The sequence below is a fragment of the Vibrio sp. NH-7 genome (genome assembly GCF_053643215.1).
This window is the reverse complement of the sequence record NZ_CM132188.1, coordinates 256355-273793: the sequence shown is the minus strand read 5'-3', so window position 1 is coordinate 273793 and position 17439 is coordinate 256355. Positions and strand designations below refer to the sequence as shown.

General features: G+C 47.1%; 20 protein-coding genes. 10 read left to right on the top strand and 10 right to left on the bottom strand.

The features are described 5' to 3' along the window. Positions 1-44: 44 nt before the first annotated feature. Complete coding sequence (locus ACUALS_RS15590) at positions 45-932, top strand: LysR substrate-binding domain-containing protein (protein WP_454449784.1); 888 nt, start codon at positions 45-47, stop codon at positions 930-932. A 68-nt stretch (positions 933-1000) separates the two neighbouring features. Here the strand turns inward: ACUALS_RS15590 and ACUALS_RS15585 are convergent, their stop codons facing one another. After that, positions 1001-2215, bottom strand: coding sequence for an MFS transporter (locus tag ACUALS_RS15585; protein WP_454449783.1), 1215 nt, complete (start codon positions 2213-2215; stop codon positions 1001-1003). A gap of 91 nt (positions 2216-2306) precedes the next feature. Between ACUALS_RS15585 and ACUALS_RS15580 the strand changes: the two genes are divergently transcribed. Beyond that, entirely contained in the window at positions 2307-3995 is a 1689-nt protein-coding gene (locus ACUALS_RS15580; RefSeq protein ID WP_454449782.1) for an ABC transporter substrate-binding protein, read from the top strand. A gap of 21 nt (positions 3996-4016) precedes the next feature. On the opposite strand, the gene ACUALS_RS15575 is transcribed toward ACUALS_RS15580, so the two are convergent. The 3 genes from ACUALS_RS15575 to ACUALS_RS15565 all read right to left on the bottom strand — a co-directional run bounded on the left by ACUALS_RS15575 (position 4017) and on the right by ACUALS_RS15565 (position 6000). Beyond that, positions 4017-4829 carry a substrate-binding periplasmic protein gene (locus tag ACUALS_RS15575; protein ID WP_454449781.1) on the bottom strand — a complete coding sequence of 271 codons (813 nt, stop codon included), beginning with the start codon at positions 4827-4829 and terminating at the stop codon, positions 4017-4019. 140 nt (positions 4830-4969) lie between these two features. After that, positions 4970-5458, bottom strand: coding sequence for a hypothetical protein (locus tag ACUALS_RS15570; protein WP_454449780.1), 489 nt, complete (start codon positions 5456-5458; stop codon positions 4970-4972). Between the two features lie 29 nt (positions 5459-5487). Continuing rightward, complete coding sequence (locus ACUALS_RS15565; protein ID WP_039477521.1) at positions 5488-6000, bottom strand: nicotinate-nicotinamide nucleotide adenylyltransferase; 513 nt, start codon at positions 5998-6000, stop codon at positions 5488-5490. 170 nt (positions 6001-6170) lie between these two features. Here ACUALS_RS15565 and nadE point away from each other — a divergent pair, with 170 nt between their 5' ends. Both nadE and ACUALS_RS15555 read left to right on the top strand, forming a co-directional pair. Then, positions 6171-6998 carry an ammonia-dependent NAD(+) synthetase gene (nadE, locus tag ACUALS_RS15560; RefSeq protein ID WP_005470232.1) on the top strand — a complete coding sequence of 276 codons (828 nt, stop codon included), beginning with the start codon at positions 6171-6173 and terminating at the stop codon, positions 6996-6998. Between the two features lie 244 nt (positions 6999-7242). Further along, positions 7243-7791, top strand: a complete 549-nt coding sequence (locus ACUALS_RS15555; protein ID WP_038135152.1) for an MSHA operon transcriptional regulator — start codon at positions 7243-7245, stop codon at positions 7789-7791. Between the two features lie 26 nt (positions 7792-7817). On the opposite strand, the gene ACUALS_RS15550 is transcribed toward ACUALS_RS15555, so the two are convergent. The 3 genes from ACUALS_RS15550 to ACUALS_RS15540 form a co-directional block, all read right to left on the bottom strand. Then, positions 7818-8597, bottom strand: a complete 780-nt coding sequence (locus ACUALS_RS15550) for a substrate-binding periplasmic protein (protein ID WP_454449779.1) — start codon at positions 8595-8597, stop codon at positions 7818-7820. A 139-nt stretch (positions 8598-8736) separates the two neighbouring features. Beyond that, positions 8737-9027, bottom strand: a complete 291-nt coding sequence (locus ACUALS_RS15545) for a hypothetical protein (RefSeq protein WP_072016628.1) — start codon at positions 9025-9027, stop codon at positions 8737-8739. Between the two features lie 88 nt (positions 9028-9115). Continuing rightward, entirely contained in the window at positions 9116-10045 is a 930-nt protein-coding gene (locus tag ACUALS_RS15540; protein ID WP_039477524.1) for a carbamate kinase, read from the bottom strand. A 347-nt stretch (positions 10046-10392) separates the two neighbouring features. On the opposite strand from ACUALS_RS15540, the gene ACUALS_RS15535 reads away from it, so the two are divergent. Together ACUALS_RS15535 and ACUALS_RS15530 are read left to right on the top strand one after the other, a co-directional pair. Further along, positions 10393-10944: a DUF924 family protein gene (locus tag ACUALS_RS15535; protein WP_454449778.1), complete on the top strand. Its 552-nt coding sequence runs from the start codon at positions 10393-10395 to the stop codon at positions 10942-10944. A 33-nt stretch (positions 10945-10977) separates the two neighbouring features. Next, positions 10978-11955 carry a D-2-hydroxyacid dehydrogenase family protein gene (locus ACUALS_RS15530; protein ID WP_454449777.1) on the top strand — a complete coding sequence of 326 codons (978 nt, stop codon included), beginning with the start codon at positions 10978-10980 and terminating at the stop codon, positions 11953-11955. Positions 11956-12029: 74 nt separating this feature from the next. On the opposite strand, the gene hutZ is transcribed toward ACUALS_RS15530, so the two are convergent. The 3 genes from hutZ to hutW form a co-directional block, all read right to left on the bottom strand. After that, positions 12030-12560: a heme utilization protein HutZ gene (gene hutZ, locus ACUALS_RS15525; RefSeq protein WP_038135162.1), complete on the bottom strand. Its 531-nt coding sequence runs from the start codon at positions 12558-12560 to the stop codon at positions 12030-12032. Positions 12561-12629: 69 nt separating this feature from the next. Further along, positions 12630-13133 carry a heme utilization cystosolic carrier protein HutX gene (hutX, locus tag ACUALS_RS15520; protein ID WP_038135164.1) on the bottom strand — a complete coding sequence of 168 codons (504 nt, stop codon included), beginning with the start codon at positions 13131-13133 and terminating at the stop codon, positions 12630-12632. A 9-nt stretch (positions 13134-13142) separates the two neighbouring features. After that, a complete protein-coding gene (gene hutW / locus ACUALS_RS15515) occupies positions 13143-14516 on the bottom strand; it encodes a heme anaerobic degradation radical SAM methyltransferase ChuW/HutW (protein ID WP_454449776.1) in 1374 nt (457 codons plus the stop codon). Positions 14517-14685: 169 nt separating this feature from the next. Between hutW and ACUALS_RS15510 the strand changes: the two genes are divergently transcribed. From ACUALS_RS15510 to ACUALS_RS15495, 4 genes are read left to right on the top strand one after another with little or no spacing between them, the layout of a single operon-like run. Then, complete coding sequence (locus tag ACUALS_RS15510; RefSeq protein WP_454449775.1) at positions 14686-15471, top strand: energy transducer TonB; 786 nt, start codon at positions 14686-14688, stop codon at positions 15469-15471. Between the two features lie 2 nt (positions 15472-15473). Continuing rightward, positions 15474-16181 (top strand): MotA/TolQ/ExbB proton channel family protein, encoded by a 708-nt coding sequence (locus ACUALS_RS15505; RefSeq protein WP_005469941.1) that lies wholly within the window; start codon positions 15474-15476, stop codon positions 16179-16181. Continuing rightward, positions 16178-16594, top strand: coding sequence for an ExbD/TolR family protein (locus tag ACUALS_RS15500; RefSeq protein WP_039481306.1), 417 nt, complete (start codon positions 16178-16180; stop codon positions 16592-16594). The genes ACUALS_RS15505 and ACUALS_RS15500 overlap by 4 nt, the downstream gene beginning before the upstream one ends. A gap of 7 nt (positions 16595-16601) precedes the next feature. Beyond that, a complete protein-coding gene (locus ACUALS_RS15495; protein WP_454449774.1) occupies positions 16602-17438 on the top strand; it encodes a heme/hemin ABC transporter substrate-binding protein in 837 nt (278 codons plus the stop codon). Position 17439: the final 1 nt, after the last annotated feature.

The window sequence follows — 17439 nt, the reverse complement described above, 5'->3', positions numbered from 1 at the left end:
AAAAATCGCGTAATAATTACATTATCGGTAAGAAAAACTAACAGATGAAAAAATACGCTCCACTCAAATCTCTTTACTCGTTTGTCGCTGTTGCTGAGTCTGGCAGCATGACCGAAGCCGCCCAAGCTCTTAGCGTAAGCCACTCTGCCGTGAGCCAAGCGATCAAATCCCTCGAGAGCCAACTTGGTCAGCCGCTGTTTCAACGGGTGGGCAGAAATGTGGTGCTAAACGCCAGCGGACGCAAATATTATAAGCAGGTAGCGCCAGCTCTTGAGCAAATCGTCAACGCGACTCAAGAGATGATCGCCGACAAACAAAGCCATCGCTTAACACTCAATATGGTCAACTCGCTCGCTATGCATTGGTGGATACCGCGAGTAGGTCGACTCAATGAGTTTGCGCCTCAGCTCGACATTCGTATTTCTACCTTAACGGGCAGCTTTGCCATGGAATATGAAGGGGTCGATGTGGCGATCATCCACGGCAAAACCGATGAATGGCAAGACTATTACTGTGAGAAGTTGGCAGAAGATGAGCTCGTTATGGTTGCGAGCCCTGAACTACTCGAAAAAGCCTCGACGCCGCAAGCGCTGCTCGCTCACTACCCTGCGATCATAGCCGCAAATGAACGACGCAAGCATGACTGGCAAGTCTGGTGCGAGGCTCACCAACTGCCTATTCCAGATAGCACTTACAATCTTAGCTTCACTGCCTCAGTACAAGCCGTGCAAGCGACGATTCGGCGTCTCGGAGTGTTCGTCACCCATAGGCAGTTCATTCGCGATGATGTTGAGCATGGATCGCTTGTCGAGGTAGGAGACCCCGTACTCAACCCGCATCAAGATTTCTACTTTGCGTGCTCTCCAGACAAACTGAAAAATGAACACGTGCTCCTACTCAGACGTTGGTTGCGAGACGAGTTTTCCTTGTAGCGGGACATCTGGTCAGGGTTAACGCTCGCTTAACCCGAACAAATCCAGCGGAGTAGCCTGATAGCTCGCTAACGAACGGCCCTGACGCCAGTAAACATGAGTGTCATCGCCACCAATAACTGAACAACGAAGCAGACCACAAACAACCACTCTACGCCCACAGCGGATGCAATGTACCCCGAACTGGCTAATCCAATAGGCATCAACAGCTTAAACAGCGAGCCAGTTAACCCCGTTACGCGGCCAAGGTATTGCTCATCAAAAGCCTCTTGGCGGTAACTCCATATACAGATACTGCTATACAAACCAATTGCTGAAATCCAAAAGAAAGAGATTGCCAAGCTCACCACATTCGGCAAAAAGAGCGGGATGACAAAACCTATTGCTTCTAGCGCTATCGACGCAATTAACAACCAGCCCAAACCCAATCGCTGCCTGACTTTATCGGCGCTAAATGAACCGACTAGCCCACCGATTCCGGATGCGGCAATCAAGTAACTAACTTCCACCGCATTCAGTGCAAGTTCAGCTTTGGCATAGTAAATCGCTTGAATCCAAAACACGGCGCCCGTGGTATTGATCACCATCACGGCCAACGTAATGGTCCACATATTTTGCTCTGCTCTTAGGATTTTCCAGCCCTCTTTTAGCGCTGAAAACACTGGCTGGTGATGGACTGAAGATGACGCAGAGTAGTCCAATCTTTCTAATTGCCAATAGGCAAGCAGCAGCATCACCCCGACACCAATAAAGACATTGTGGATCGCCGACATCAACATTAAAGCGCCAGATAGGACAGGTCCTACCGTCTCCATAAAGCTATTGAGTGAGCTCATTCTCGCAATGGCGGTATTTTGTGTTTCTGGTGCCAACGCTCTTTTCATCATCGACATGCGTGCGTTGTGGTAACCGTAGTTAAACGCCATCATAAAAAACGCCGACGGAAACAGGATCCAATGAGGATTAGCCATCCATTCCACCGCCAAGTAAGACGTCAACACCATCGCGGCTTGACCAAACAACATCACTTGAGACCACTTCTTCTTGTTGACCCTATCCACCCAAACGCCAATAAATAGAGCCAACACCAGATTTGGCATAAACTCGACCGCACGCATCCAACCCATCACTTCAGATGATTGAGTAAGCTCATACACTAAAAGCGGCATCGCGAGATTGTAGACCTGCGCACTAAACGCGACAAACAGCGTGCTGGCGAAGAGAATTTGAAATGAGCGATTGCGCCAAATAGACCCGTGTTGTGCTGCAGTTAACGTATCCATGTTTCGTTCCTTTTTTCTTCAACTGACTGCGCTATTATTCGCCGAGAAAAGATGAAGAAAAATAGAAATATCTAAACAGGATTTCACCTTTATGCGCTATTGGAAGGCTCTCGCTTTTTGTCAGGAACACCTGTCTCAAACAGATTGGCAACCCGTCTCGCTCGATCATTTTAGTCAAGCAATGGGATGCACTCGCCGCAACGCCCAGCTCCTTATTAAACGACTGATTAAAGAGGAGATCATCGAATGGAAACCTGGCATCGGCAGAGGTAACTTACCTGTTTCACGCCGACTAAAAACGCTTGAGGAGCGACTAACTCGTCACGCATTACATTTGATTGAGCAAGGTAAAGTGGAAGACGCGTTGACGCTGGTGAGCCTAGCGAAACGAAATCAGTTTCTGAGTGAGTACCTAGAACGCTATCAAACCGTCCAATCAGACCACCATGTGCTCAAGATTCCGTTTTATCGCGGGACACACGATTTGGATCCCATTGGAATAAACCGCCGCACCGAGCAGCACATCGCCGATCACCTTTATGCCACGCTACTTAAAGCCAGCGACACTGAAGGCAGCTATCAAGGCGATCTTGCTCATTTGTGGACATTGGACGGCAATTCCCTTCGCATTACCCTGCGTAAAGGGCTCTGTTTTCATGATGGCAGTCCCTTGTTAGCACAAGACATCAAAGCCCACTATGATCGTTTGATGGCGTCGGACTCCATCTCGAAACAGATGTATCGCTTCATCGATCGTGTTTCGGTGACTGGTCCATATTCACTGACATTTGTTAGCCTTTCTCTTCCTTCATTGTTACCTAAGCTGCTTGCCAAAGGTGCCATGGGTATCTGTAAACAAGAGCAAGGACGCCTGATCGGAAGTGGACCGTTTATCCTCACGCAGCAAACAAAATGGCTTACAAGCCTCAAAGCCAACCCTCGCTACCATGGATATCGCCCTTGGATTGATGGGATCGAAATTTGGAACGTCGGTGACAAGGCCACAGATTTTGAGCTAAACAGCGATGTCGTTCATGGCAGCCACCTGAAAAAGAGCCGCCACGGTTTTACTCAACGTCACCAATGGGAGCGAGGCTGTGTACACGCCATGCTCAACCCTTACCGGCACCCTTGGATGTTGCGCCGCCAACACCGTCAATGGTTGCAGTCCATTCTTGTGAAGATGAGCCCACCAAACGACGAGCAGTGCGAAGAAATTGCCCAAGCACAGGGCATGCTTTCACAACCAAGCGAACAAACGACACACCGCGAAGACAAGGTTCAGCATTGGAATGCCCCACTACCAAGCAAGCCACTGATTATCATGACTTACCAACTCGCGACACACATCGCTGTGAGTAAACAAGTAGTAAAAACGTTCGAATCTTTTGGTCTCAGATGTGAATTAAAGATATTGGAATATCCAGAGTTTAACTGTGAAAAAACGCTCTCAGATGCGGATATCCTTATAACTGGTGAAGTATTCGGCGAAGACTTCGAGATGTCTTGGTTGGGTTGGATACTCTCAACGAACTCTAACGAGGCGTGTCTCAATCAGAAAGACAAGGCATGGCGCGATAAGCAGGTGGTTCAGATCATGTCTCGCCCTACGCTCCGCGGGCGACTGAGTGGCTTTGAAGCCTTAGAGAAAAAACTCATCACACGGGGCATTTATCAACCTCTCTACCATGTTAAGCAAGATCTCAACATCTCTGACACCGTTAGCGCGCCGGAGCTGTTAGCCAACGGCTGGATAGACTTTAACCAAGTGACTATGTGATTGCAGAGCGGATAGAATGGGCTATTGGGAGCGCTGTTGGTAACGAGCCATTACTTCACTGTCGGGTTGGTATTGTGCTATCAACTTTTCTCTTACCCCAGCGCTTCTTAGCTTTTGGTAACTGTTTCTAAGGGCGCTGACGACGGCTGGCGATGTTTTATTGCCCGTCACCAACCAAAGCTCTTTGCATAACTGGCGCACTTTCATGACCTCAACAAAGTCGTCTGGGTTGAGTCCATACTGCGCCATTCGGTATGGGTAACTCACAGTGACTAGCGGCGCAAAGTCGACTCTATTCGCCCTAAGTAAACGAAGCACATCTTTGCCCTGTCCAACTTGGATGGTGTTGGTTATGTTGAACTTATCCAAAAGCTCTTCAAAAGAGCTCTCGACTTGGACGCCAAAGCGAAAATTACGCAGCTCTTCAAGCGTCTTAGGTGCCACGCTGGGGCCATCTTTGTAGCGATACAGCGCCACTTCATAGGGCGACACCTCACCAATCCATTGATACTCATGCTCACGCTCCGGAGTGCGAGATATTGAGAAAAATAGATTGTTTTCATACATCTGCGTCATACGAATCGCCCGCTTCCAAGGCATAAAATGGACTTGTGCAATCTGCATTGGGATTGATTGAGAAGCGTCACGGACGAGGGCTTGTACAAAATTGGTCACGTCCCCCTCAGGGCGGCCTTGTACCTTAACTTGTAGAGGAGGGAATTCTTGTGTGTAGAGGTTCAAATGAACAGGATCTGCAAACGCAGAAGCACTGATTAAAGTCGCACTTAACAGCGTGCTTATTTGAAAAAATAGAGAGCGAACCAAACCAAACATAAACCAACATAATTTATAAGATTATTATCATTATGTTTGCACTATAAAGGAGCAAATTAAGTATGCCAATTATCAATAGGTCTAACCACTTCAACGATTTGAAGTCGAGCTGTTGGTGATTTTTTGCTAGGTCGCTTTGACTAAAACGGCAATTCAATTTGCATCATTACATCGCCATCATATTTGTCATGCCAGCGGTAATCGAGCCGCATTCTTGGCTCTCCTGCACTCTTTTTGCCAAACCCGACACTAAGAAGCAGACCGTGGCTCAGTATCCACTCTTCGGTATCCATGGCGTGCAATCGATTTTCGAGTTCAGTCGGTACCCAAACACCAACACCCACATAGTTTGAGGAAAGGGCGCGTGTAAGAATCGGATTGGTTTCGCTTTTTAACACCCAATCGTCCCAATAGGTGTCATAGCCTTGATCATCATCGAAATCGACAATATCTAAAAAATCGTCAAATTTATTGGCTGTATATTCAATCCCTTCAAGGAGCGAAAAACACACGCCAGAGGGAGAATGAAACATGACCGACTCCTCGAACTGTTTCGTCTCATACATCTCGCATGCCTGTGCAGAGGCAGTCAGCAAACTTACCAGACCAATCGCTCTTACCGCATTCATTCACACCTCAAATATATCGTATAACAGCCTTAATAATACCCAGATTCGGCCAACTTTTGCCACACTCTCTTAGTGGTCAATGACGAAATATCCTCTCCCGCCTTGATGCCATCACGAATGTCCGTGCTTCGCACTTTTACCTTTTCGGGGCATGCCATTACTGTCCAGCGACTGAGTATTTTGTCAGCATTGTAGAACTTAGCAAAATTCAAAAGATTGTCAGGCCCCATGACAAAAGTTAGCTCGCAATTTTCGTACCTTTTTTCAAGTGCCTCTAAAACTGCAAAGGTAGTCACGCTTTTTCCCGGTAGGAATAACTGCTCTTCGATGTCGGAGCGTTCAACATTCTCTAGCGCTAAATCCTCAATAAACGCATCCACCAACTCACAGCGTATGGCGTAATCCAACATCTCTTTTCCCCAAGCATGGGCAATACTCGGCAGTAACAGCACTTTGTCGAAGTGGGCTAATGACTCGATAACACTTTTGTGACCTAAGCTTGGTGGATTAAACGCACTGCCAAAAACTGCGATTTTGCTCATTTTTTCCCTTATTTTATGCTGAAAACTGTGATCACAGTTTTCTATTAGTTGTATTTAGGTATCATGTCAGTCTGTCATCTTACGAGATTACTTTATCAAAAAGTTCATCTCTTAAGATGACTCAGTATGATGACAAATTTTAACTTTATTGCTTGCAGGAAGGAAACAGAATGGAACAGTTGATTCGCGACGAGATGCGCGTACTGCCATCGATTGACCCTCAATTTGAAATTACGCGTCGTGTCGACTTTATCAAACGCAAATTGCAGGAAGCAGGATGCAAATCCCTTGTCCTTGGTATCAGCGGTGGCGTTGACTCTACTACATGTGGTCGTCTGGCGCAGCTTGCGGTCAACCAACTCAATGAAGAAACCGACGGTGGCTACCAGTTCATCGCTGTTCGTCTCCCATACGGTGAACAAAAAGATGAAGACGAAGCGCAGTTGGCGTTAGGCTTCATTCAGCCAACACACTCCGTGTCGGTAAACATCAAACAAGGCGTTGATGGCATTCACGCAGCAACCAATACTGCGCTTGAAGGCACAGGCCTAGTTCCTGAAGATGCTGCCAAAATCGACTTTGTAAAAGGGAACGTAAAAGCGCGCGCTCGCATGGTGGCGCAATACGAAATCGCTGGGTACGTCGGCGGATTGGTACTGGGCACGGACCACTCAGCGGAAAACATTACGGGTTTTTACACTAAGTTTGGTGACGGCGCGTGCGATTTGGCCCCGCTTTTTGGCTTAAGTAAGCGTCAAGTACGTGAAGTGGCAGCAACATTGGGCGCGCCTGAGTTACTGGTTAAGAAAGTGCCAACCGCTGACCTTGAAGAGCTAGCCCCTCAAAAAGCGGATGAGGATGCGTTAAATCTTACTTACGATCAAATCGATGACTTCCTTGAAGGAAAGCCGGTTTCTGAAGAAGTGACGCAGCGCTTGGTTCATATCTACAAAGTGACTCAACACAAACGTCAGCCTATCCCGACAATTTACGACTAAACAACACGGGCAAACTTGCATGGTGAGTTTGCCCTGTCTCCTCCCCCACACCAACGTCACGTTAAGCCGCCCACAAACTGACCATATGCTGACGTTTATCTCTAGCTACTTTTATTCGTTTTATCTAAAATACGCCGTATGAGCCTAGCTCAGTGTCAATTCGTCCCTGAAAACTAAAATAACCATGCTGCTATAACGCTTGGCTGCGTCACCTTGTTTTTGACAGTAATAAGTGTGTTGATTTATGGATCAAGATAAGTTCACGAATATCTATCGATTGCCAACGGCGATTCAAATTCGAATCGGCAAATGGCAACAAACGTTCAACGGCACCTCAGACTTGGTCATGCACCAAGCTATCGACGTGCGCAACAAACAGTTTCGTAAACCCGACTACTTCCCCAGTGGCTGGTGCGTCAAACTGTTCGACAAAGATGATATTTCCATTACTCACCACGGTAAGTACATCCAAACTGCCATGCGCACAATGATCGATCGTAAGATCTCTTATAAACGCATCTATTTATCTAGACTGCCGCTAGAGGTTGCTGAACCTGGCTTAGTTGCTTTTAAGCAAGAGTGGATTGCCAAACACAATCGCGTGGCAAAGAAATACAATCAAATTAAGAAAAAGCAGTTCATTCGTTTAGCACTGGAAGAGCAAGAAACCCTCTACCCTTCTTTGGAAAAGGGCGAGTTTGACCGAGCGCTCTGGAACAAACTGGTGATGTCTGAATTGGGCAATCCAAAGAAATTCGATAATCCTTACTTCGTCAAGAAGGCAAAAGTATAGTTAACCAGAGCAGCCAAGTGCTGCTCTTAGTATTTTGCCAATATCTCTTCATAAAGAGTCATCCCTGATTCGCCTTGCGTTGACTTCAACAAATCTAGCCCTCGTTGCAGTTTCTCAACCACATCGGTAGATGTCGATTTGTTAAACGCGAAGTAAACCTCTCCCTCTCGAACGATATAAACTGGCTGAAACATTTCAGGATCGACATTCACCTGTCGTGACCACCAGAATGCTGCTCTTTGCGAGTAAACCAAGAGATCGATGCGCTTTTTCATTAATTGCTCAGCTAAAACCGTCACGTAAGAAGCCTCTTGCATCGAGTCACGAGGAATCCCCATTGCCAACAGGCTTTGCTCACCAATATCGTCACGGATCACGCCAATTCGATAACTCGCCATGTCCATTGGGTTTTCTATCTCTATACCGGAATCTTTGCGCGCTAAAACAACCACCTTGATGTCAGCGATTGGGCCAGCCCACTGGAACAGGTTTTCTCGGTGTTCGGATCGCGTGGTCGAAAACAGTACCGAGTTTTCCTGAGTAAGCACTCGCCGATAGGAACGCGCCCAAGGCTGCAAAGTCAATTGATTCATCTCGATCGGTTCGCCAACAAGGCGGCTCGCCTCAAGTAAAATGTCGACCGCATAACCGGTTATGTTGTCATTAACGAGAAAGTTAGCAGGCGGATAGGATTCCGTAAAAAACGATAAGTTTCTAAGATCGTCTTTTTCTTGGCTCCAAGCCGCAATCGGCATCCATAATAGCACCGCGAATAAGAGGTGACGGTAAGCTCGCAGATTGACCATAACCCATTCTCCTTTGACACGCCTGTTATAAACGTAGCTCAGAAGAAGCAAGTACAAAAGAAAGTGTGATGAATATCTCTCAATTGAGTTATTGAATTGAAGAACTACTCAGCACGAAAGCAACAGAGGGCAAAGTAGATTAAGTCGTTAACAGTCCATTTCTTGATAGCGCTCGTTTGACGCTGCTGCACATTTTTCCAAACCGTCGTATTTCATCGAAATGAGGCGTGATGCCACGCGCCATTGCCGATTCCCAATATGTCAGCTCAGAATCGACCATTTCCAGGAGTTTTTTCGGACACCCCTGACAGCTTCCCTTCAATCCACAAATAAAGGTTTCCGGCTCGTAGAGTGGAAGCGTTGACTTTACTTGTTCAATAATGGAACGCATTGCGGTAATTCGGTCAGGCTTTGGTGTGGTCGCGCTCATACTTCACGTTGTTTGGTGAGAATCAAAAACGCGCATTATAGGTATTGGCCAGCCAAAGCCAATACCTATTGTGAGTAGATTGTGCAGATTAGTAGTATTCGATTCCTTCACCTTGCGTGACTAACGTGCCCGCCTGCTTGTTGATCACCTTATCTAGCTCAAACAAAGAGCCGATCGCCGCTTCACCGCGACCTGATTCGACAAATTTACACACAGCATCGACTTTTGGTCCCATTGACCCTGCCGGGAACGTAAACTCAGACAAGCCTTTCGGCGTTGCGACCTTCATCTCTGCTTGGTCTTCTTTGCCGTAGTTTCGGTAAATAGAACCGTCGGTGAGGATGACAAACAGGTCCGCATTGATTTTTTCAGCAAGAAGTTCAGCGGTGAGATCTTTATCGATGACGCACTCTACACCAACGCTATGCCCTTCTTCGATGGAGACAGGCACGCCACCACCACCACAGGCGATCACAACGTTGCCTGAATTGAGCAAGGTTTCAATCTGTTCGACTTCCACAATATCTTGTGGCATTGGAGAAGGCACGACGCGTCGGTAATATTCGCCGTCTGCTTTAAACTGTTTGTCGCTTGCTGCCATGATCTCTTGTGCTTTGGCTTCGCTGTAGACAGGGCCAACAAACTTAGTCGGGTTGGCAAATGCTGGGTCTTGCTTGCTCACTTGAGTTTGTGTCAGCAAGGTCGCAATACGTAAGCTCGCATCACAGTTGCGCAGTTCTTGCTGAAGCATGTACCCCACCATGCCACAAGTCTGAGAGCCAAGAACGTCCATTGGGTAAGGTGTTGTCTGTGGAGAATACTCTTGGTAAGCCGCGTTTTGCTCCATCAATAACCCCACTTGAGGGCCGTTACCATGCACAATAACAACTTGGTGTTCGCCAGCAATATCCGAGATATTTTTCGCTGCTTTTTGAATATTCTCACGCTGGTTTTCTGCTGTTAATGCTTGACCACGAGCAAGCAGAGCATTGCCCCCTAACGCTAATACGATACGCATAAACCTACCCTCCAGAGTCGGCAAAAATGATTGGAAAATTAATAATTTTGTTCGGAGGAGAGATTAAATAATTACGACTAAATAAATCGTGATAATTATCGACAATATTTAGCATGAATAAACTAGGATATTAATCCAGACAATTAACCAATGAATATATTTTCTTTTTTAAATCTATTTACGACGATTTCCTTGTTAAATAGCCCTACCCAATGAATAGTTAGTTGACTGAAACTGCGTCGAGGGCGCAGTTTTTTATTCGGGTTCTTAAACTAAGTCACATTATGGTTTATCGTAAAGTTTGCTCAGCAATAATTATCCGACAGTTATTCAGTATGGGAGACAATATGGACACAGCAACAAGCCCAGAGATCGTGCTCAAGTTCTGGTTTGAAGAACTCGAACCGAAAGATTGGTTTATGAGTAACGACGAGGTTGACCAGATGATTACTGATCGATTCGAACCTTTACTCAAAAGCGCTGCTCAATCAGAGCTTTACCCGTGGAGAACAACAGCAGCAGGAAGGCTGGCCGAGATCCTCGTCCTCGATCAGTTTTCACGCAACGTCTACCGCAACACGCCTCAAGCGTTCTCTCAAGATCCACTTGCCTTAGCACTCGCACAAGAAGCGATTGGATTAAAGCTAGATGACGAGCTATCGACAACTGAAAAGTCATTTTTGTACATGCCTTTTATGCACAGTGAATCAAAGATTATTCACCAAAAAGCCGTCGAACTGTTCAGCCAAGTTGGATTAGAGAATAATTATGACTTTGAAATAAAACACAAAGTGATCATCGACAAGTTTGGTCGTTACCCGCATAGGAATGCTATTTTAGGCAGAGAAAGTACGGCTGAAGAAATAGAATTTTTAAAACAACCAAACTCCAGTTTTTAATATAATACGTCAGTTGAAAATAAGGACAGCCCATTGAAAATCGCAATTTTAGACGATTACCAAGACCAAGTAAGGCACCTCAGTAACTTCACAATGCTTAAGGAGCATGATGTTACGGTGTTTACTGATACGCTAAATGATATCGACGCACTCGTAGACAGGCTCGAAGCGTTCGATGCCATCATCCTGATTCGTGAACGCACCGTCATCACGGATGAACTTCTATCGCGTCTGCCCAATCTAAAGCTCATCAGTCAAACAGGGAAAATCAGTAACCACCTCAATCTAGACGATTGCACTCGCCATCACGTTGCGGTCGCAGAGGGTGTCGGCTCCCCTATAGCGCCTTCTGAACTCGCGTGGGCACTAATCATGGCAGCGGCTCGGCGCTTACCCAACTACATAGGTAACTTTAAGCGCGGACAGTGGCAACAATCTGGCGTACTTGGACTTGGAACCACCTTACACGGCAAAACGATGGGCATTTGGGGATTTGGCAAGATTGGCCAACGACTCGCTAAGTACGCCCACGCGTTTGAGATGGATGTGGTAGTTTGGGGTAGCGAGGCATCAAGGGAAAAGGCGGTTAGATCCGGTTATCGCGCCGCAGAAAGCAAGCAGGCGTTTTTTAGCCAATGCGATGTCATTTCACTGAACCTAAGATTGAATGAGGCGACTCGGCATATTGTCACTCAGCTTGATCTTGACGCTATGAGGGCGGACTCTATGATCGTCAACATCAGTCGAGCGGAGCTTATCGCCCCCAACGCGCTCTATCAAACCTTGGTTAAGCACCCGACAAAGCTGGCGGCAATCGATGTGTTTGAACAAGAACCCGCCAATGAGCACAGTGAGCCGCTGCTAACCCTGCCTAATGTGGTGGCAACGCCCCATCTCGGATATGTAGAAAGAAATAGCTACGAGCTTTATTTCCAATGGGCATTTGAAAACGTCGTGAAATTCTCGGCAGGCACCCCGGAAAATATCGCCAATCCGCAAGCTCTAAGTTAAGAGCCAAGCCGCGGGGGAGTCTGAAAAGGGGCTAAGCGCCCCTTTGTTGTCAGCTAGCCGGTATGGATAGACACTTAAGCGTTGGAGACTTTTTTGTGCCCATCTTGTAGATGAACAAAATCCACGAGATCATCGCCTGAAACTTGGTACGCTTGACCAAATCCTTTTACAAACAAGCCTTGCTCTGGCTTCATGTTGAACAGAACAAAATCTTGCAGTTGGCTTAAGCCATCAATAATTTCACCGAACCGTTGTTGCATCTGTTTGATCACTTGTTGCCACTGCTCTGAATCTCGTTCAACAACGCTAGCAACGGCATCAAATGTGAGGCGTTTACGAGCAAAGAGTTGCTTTGAGCTCTCTTCATCCTCAATCATCATAATAGAAACGCTTGGGTTGACTTGTAAGTTGCGCGCATGACGGGCAATTTCCGAGATCAGCACAAAATATCCATCCTGATTTTGAACAAAAGGGGCATAGCTGACATTTGGTCGACCCTGTTCATCAACGGTCGCCAATTGTAGCGTACGACGTTCTTGGCGAAACTCCTGAATTTCTGGCCCCAGTCGACCTTGCAGACGCTCTTGTTTTACTTGTTGATCCATTGTTGACTCCTGACTTCTATCTACTGAGAGAGATGGCTATCGCCTCAGCTGTTTTTAATAATAATATGACTATTTTCTTAGCGCTTGTTGCCACTGCTTAAACTGCTCAACTTGCTCAGTGATCAGTTCGCGTTTTTCATTACGCCCTAGGTAAACTTTGAAAATATTGTTTCCTTGAGAGCAAAAGAACCCAAAGTAGTGGCTTTCTCGCCCCATGAATGGCTTGCTGACTAGCGCGATGTTTTTCACGTTGTCCAGTTTGAGATGGCCATGCAACTCACCTTCACGTCCCATCAAGTTGTAATAGCCGCGTGCAACCTTTCCTTTTGGAAATGGCGCTTTGACTTCAAAAATAGACCCGAAAGAGTGAACGATCGTTGTCACTGGTCCAAAACCGACCAGTTGCTCAAGTATGGTTTGAGCTTGCTCCCCTGGCGCCAACGCCACCATTTCGTCCGGTAGCGCCTCAACCGCTTGGTATTCAGAGATGGCTAAACGCTCAGCAATCGCAGCTGGGAGCAGTGTTGGCTCTTGCTCAATCAGTTGAGCCACTTGTTGTTTGATTGTTTCCATAATATCCACTTATAACGATACTGCTGGTTGTAAAGCAGCCTGTTCTTGGTAAGTTTTCTGTAATACTTGAATACTTGCTTGAGCGAGAGAGACCGCCCAAAAGCGGCCGGCAAGAGTCAATACCAAGTATTGTTCATCGACCGTAACAAGGCCGCGCTGCTGCCAAACCTCAAAAAGTGGTAACAGCAGATCAAAACTTGATTGACCAATAAATGAAGGCAGAGCATCTCGGCGCACTACGCCATGATCAAACCCGGACTTCAGTGCTGAAAACAGCGGCTCTAATGCGTGCTGCTTGGTCATCATGGCAACGGTTGAATCACCGGACTTCATGGCACTCATATACGTTTCGAGTGTGCGGTGGTTCATCATCCCGTACCCGCCGATATTGCCTCCAGCACCACAGCCAATTGGCAGCACTTCTGCATACGTTTTCGCGAGACTGTTGTATTGGCTTCGCTCTCTGTTATCCCGAGCCCAATGATTCACGCTGAGTCGACGAAGGTGGTGTTGATCCATAAATTGGCTGCCCAACTCATACATACTCGCTTTTTCGATCGTGGTCGCTGGAGCCGGAATCTTGCCTTTGTCGACCAAGTTGATCATCGGCGCGCCTCCTCCAACAACTAACTGATACAAATCAAGCCCATGAGCGCCAGTCGCCATAAAGTCGATAAGATCTTGCTCGAAAACTTCCGCCGTCTGATAGGGCAAGCCATACAGCAGATCGACAATGATCGGCGCTTGCTGCGTTGCACTTAAAGACGCGACGCGCTCCATAACATCTTCTCGGTCGTCTAAACGTTTGGCACTTCGACGGACTTGCGTATTGAAGCTTTGAATACCAAAAGAGAAGCGATTAAAACCACCTTCAAGGGCGCGCTCAAACATTTCATCGCTAAATCGATTGATACGCCCTTCTAGCGTGATTTCGCAGTCGGTCGATAACGGAAACGAACGCTGAATCGCTTTCCCTAAACGCTCAACCTGCTGAGGAGAAAGATCTGTAGGTGTCCCGCCTCCAATATAGACAGCATGAAACACGCCGGTCTGAGTCCATGGTTGAGCGGCTTTTTGGTCAATCTCGACCATCAGAGCCTCAAAATAGTCATCAACCAGTTTTCGACTGGCCGCATTTTGAAAAAAGTTGCAGAACGTACAACGCACTCGACAAAAAGGAATGTGGATGTACAAGCAGCGCTTTTGATGCTTGGAACCGGGTTGTTGCAACAGTCGATTTAGAGTATGCGCTTTTTGCTCAGGAGGAATTGGCGCCGCCATACCACCGGCATGTGCCGATGTTTTTTGAGGGAACGCATAACGGAGAGGATCAGGAGAGTTCACCCCCGTGATTGATTCGTCAAATTTATCAATATCTAACATCTAATAACTCTCTCAACGCTTGTCGTCCCTAGCTTCGCGTCGATGTTGTAAAAAACTGCGTGCAATCTTAAATTGGCGATAATGATAATGCAATTGATAATTGATCTTATTTGCGTTGTAAGTAATAATCCTGTTCCATTTTATGAGAACAACATGATGTGAGGGCAAGGTGAATCTGAAGCGATACTCGATAGCAGGAGGCGTATCATTAGCAATACATGCGGCGTTCCTGTTTGTCGCCCATGAATCAAAATCGTTTGCGATGCCAACGGGATCAGATACACCCACTGTGTCTTTAAAATTTGCGCCGACGCCTAGCCCTAAAGTCGAACAAGCTGCGCCGTCTGAGCCTCAAGAAATGCCTCCTGTCGAAAAGGCTGTTGAGCCTCCGCCGCCTGTCGAACCTCCACCAGTAAAGAAAGCGGTAGAGAAGGCGCCGATCGAAAAGCCTAAAAAGGCGGTTAAAAAAGAAAAACCTAAACCGGTCAAAAAGAAGCCTGAAGTTAAAAAAGCGCCGCCTAAAAAGCCGACGCCGGTGAAAAAAGACACACCAAAAGAAGAACAGCCGAAACCGGTTGTTGAAGAAAAGGTGGCGAAGAAGGTTGAAGAGAACAAGCCAGCAAGCAAAGAAGTCAAGAGTGACGCCGCTTCTCGACCTGGTGCAACAGAAAACCCTGTTTTGGTAGAGCGCCCTTCATTTTTGACGAAACCGCGCCCACCAAAATACCCGCGCATTGCTCAAAAGCGCGGCATTGAAGGGGTCGCTAAGTACGAGATTTGGCTCGATGAAAATGGCAACCAAGTCAAACAAGTGCTTATTTCTTCATCGGGCGCAACCATACTCGATAAAGCAGCACTCGATGCAATCAAGAAGTGGAAATTTTCTCCTCACACTGTGGGCGGAAAAACGGTGGCACATCGAGTAGAAATCCCAGTACGTTTTAAGTTGGATTAACCATGGAACAATTACACACAATACAACAACAACTTGGCTTGATGGCATGGCCACTGATTATTTGCTCAGCACTCACTGTGATGATCATTACCGAGCGCCTCTTTCAAGTCATCATCAGTTTGGGCGTAGGCAAACGAGCGATACGCTCCGAACTTAAAACGATTTCACCAACCAACGGACAGCAGATCGAACAGCTCGCAGAAAAACTCTCGCCAAGACGACCTCTGCTCTACAAAGGCGTGGCGATGCTTCTTGCTCACCACTCGTTTTCTAAGTCTCTTCGTGAAGATGCGGCAGGTATGTGGTTACAAGAGAAACGCCACCAGCTCAACTCTGGATTACGTCTGCTGACCTTGATCGGTGTGATCAGTCCACTCATCGGTCTGTTGGGCACGGTATTGGGCTTGATTGAGATGTTTAAAGGCGTAGCCGCATCCACTGGGAACATCACGCCAAATGATTTAGCCGATGGTTTAGGCTTGGCGATGCGTACCACTGCCGCAGGTTTATTGATTGCTCTGCCTGCCATTGCTGGCGCTCAGCTGCTTGGCCTTTGGGCAGACAAAGTGATGGCGAAACTCGAACATACGCTCAATTACGTCAACCTTTGGCTTGAAGGCATTAGCTTGCAACATGTCTCCCCTGAGCGCGCAATTCATAATATTGAGAGTGCGCCTAAACAGATCCAGCCATCTGAGGCGAAAGCATGATTAAGGTCAAACAGGATGAAAACCGCTTCGGTCTCACCCCAGATCTGACCCCGTTGCTCGACATCATTTTCATTGTGATGGTGTTTTTGATGCTGACGGCCGCAGTGAAGTTGGATTCATTGGAAGTTGACTTACCCACGACCGACTCACAAGCCGTGTCTGAGGTGGATAGCAAATCCATTACGGTCAATTTACTGGCTGAAGAACCGTACTGGGCAATCGACAGCAAAGAGTACATCGATTGGGAGAACTTCAAACTCGCGCTGCTCGAGCAATACAAGTCAGATAAAAAACCAATCGTAATCGGTGCAGAGAAAACCGCCGATGTTCAGCATTTGGTCAAATTGCTCGCCTTCCTGCAAGAGAATGGCATTCAAGCTACACAGTTATTGACAGAACAACCTGAAAACTGAGCTCATTATGAAAAAAAACATCCTTAAAACCGTCGCGGCTCTGAGCCTTACCTTTTGTGCGACCTATACGAACGCCAGTGAACGCATTATCAGCGCAGGCAGTGCGGTGACTGAAATCATTTTTGCTCTAGAGCAGCAAGACAAGTTGGTCGCAGTAGATGTTACCAGCGCACTACCTAAGGATCTGGAGCTGCCAAAAATTGGCTACCATCGCCGCTTATCGGCTGAGGGTCTGCTCGCTCTTGGCGCAAATCGATTGATTGGTTCTGATGAAATGGGGCCAGACACAACCCTAGCACAACTAAAATCGGCGGGCGTAAAAGTCGATGTGGTCAACACGAAAGCGACACCAACGGGTTTATTGGAACGCATTGATGAAATCGCACTCATTACTGGTGCCGAGCAACAAGCAGAAAAATTGAAGCGTCAAGTTAACCAGCAGATTGAAACGCTCGAGGCGAATCAACCTGAGGTGGGTAAAAAAGTTCTCTTCTTGCTGATTCACGAAGGTCGTCCGGCAAATGTGGCAGGCAAGGATACGACGCCCAATGCGATTATTGAGCTCGCTGGTGGCATCAATCCAGCCGCAGAGCAGCTTACCTCATACAAACCAATGTCGACGGAAGCCATGGTCGAGATGCAACCTGATGTCATTTTAGTTAGCGGTCGTAGCTACGACAAAATGGGTGGCGCAGAGCAGATTCTTAGCAAGATGCCCCTCTTAGCGGCGACACCCGCAGGCAAAAACAAACGTATTATCAAAGTGAATGGACACGCGCTTGTCGGTGGACTAGGGCTCAAAAGTCTCTCTGAGGCAGAGCGCTTAAGCAAGCTACTCAACTAGA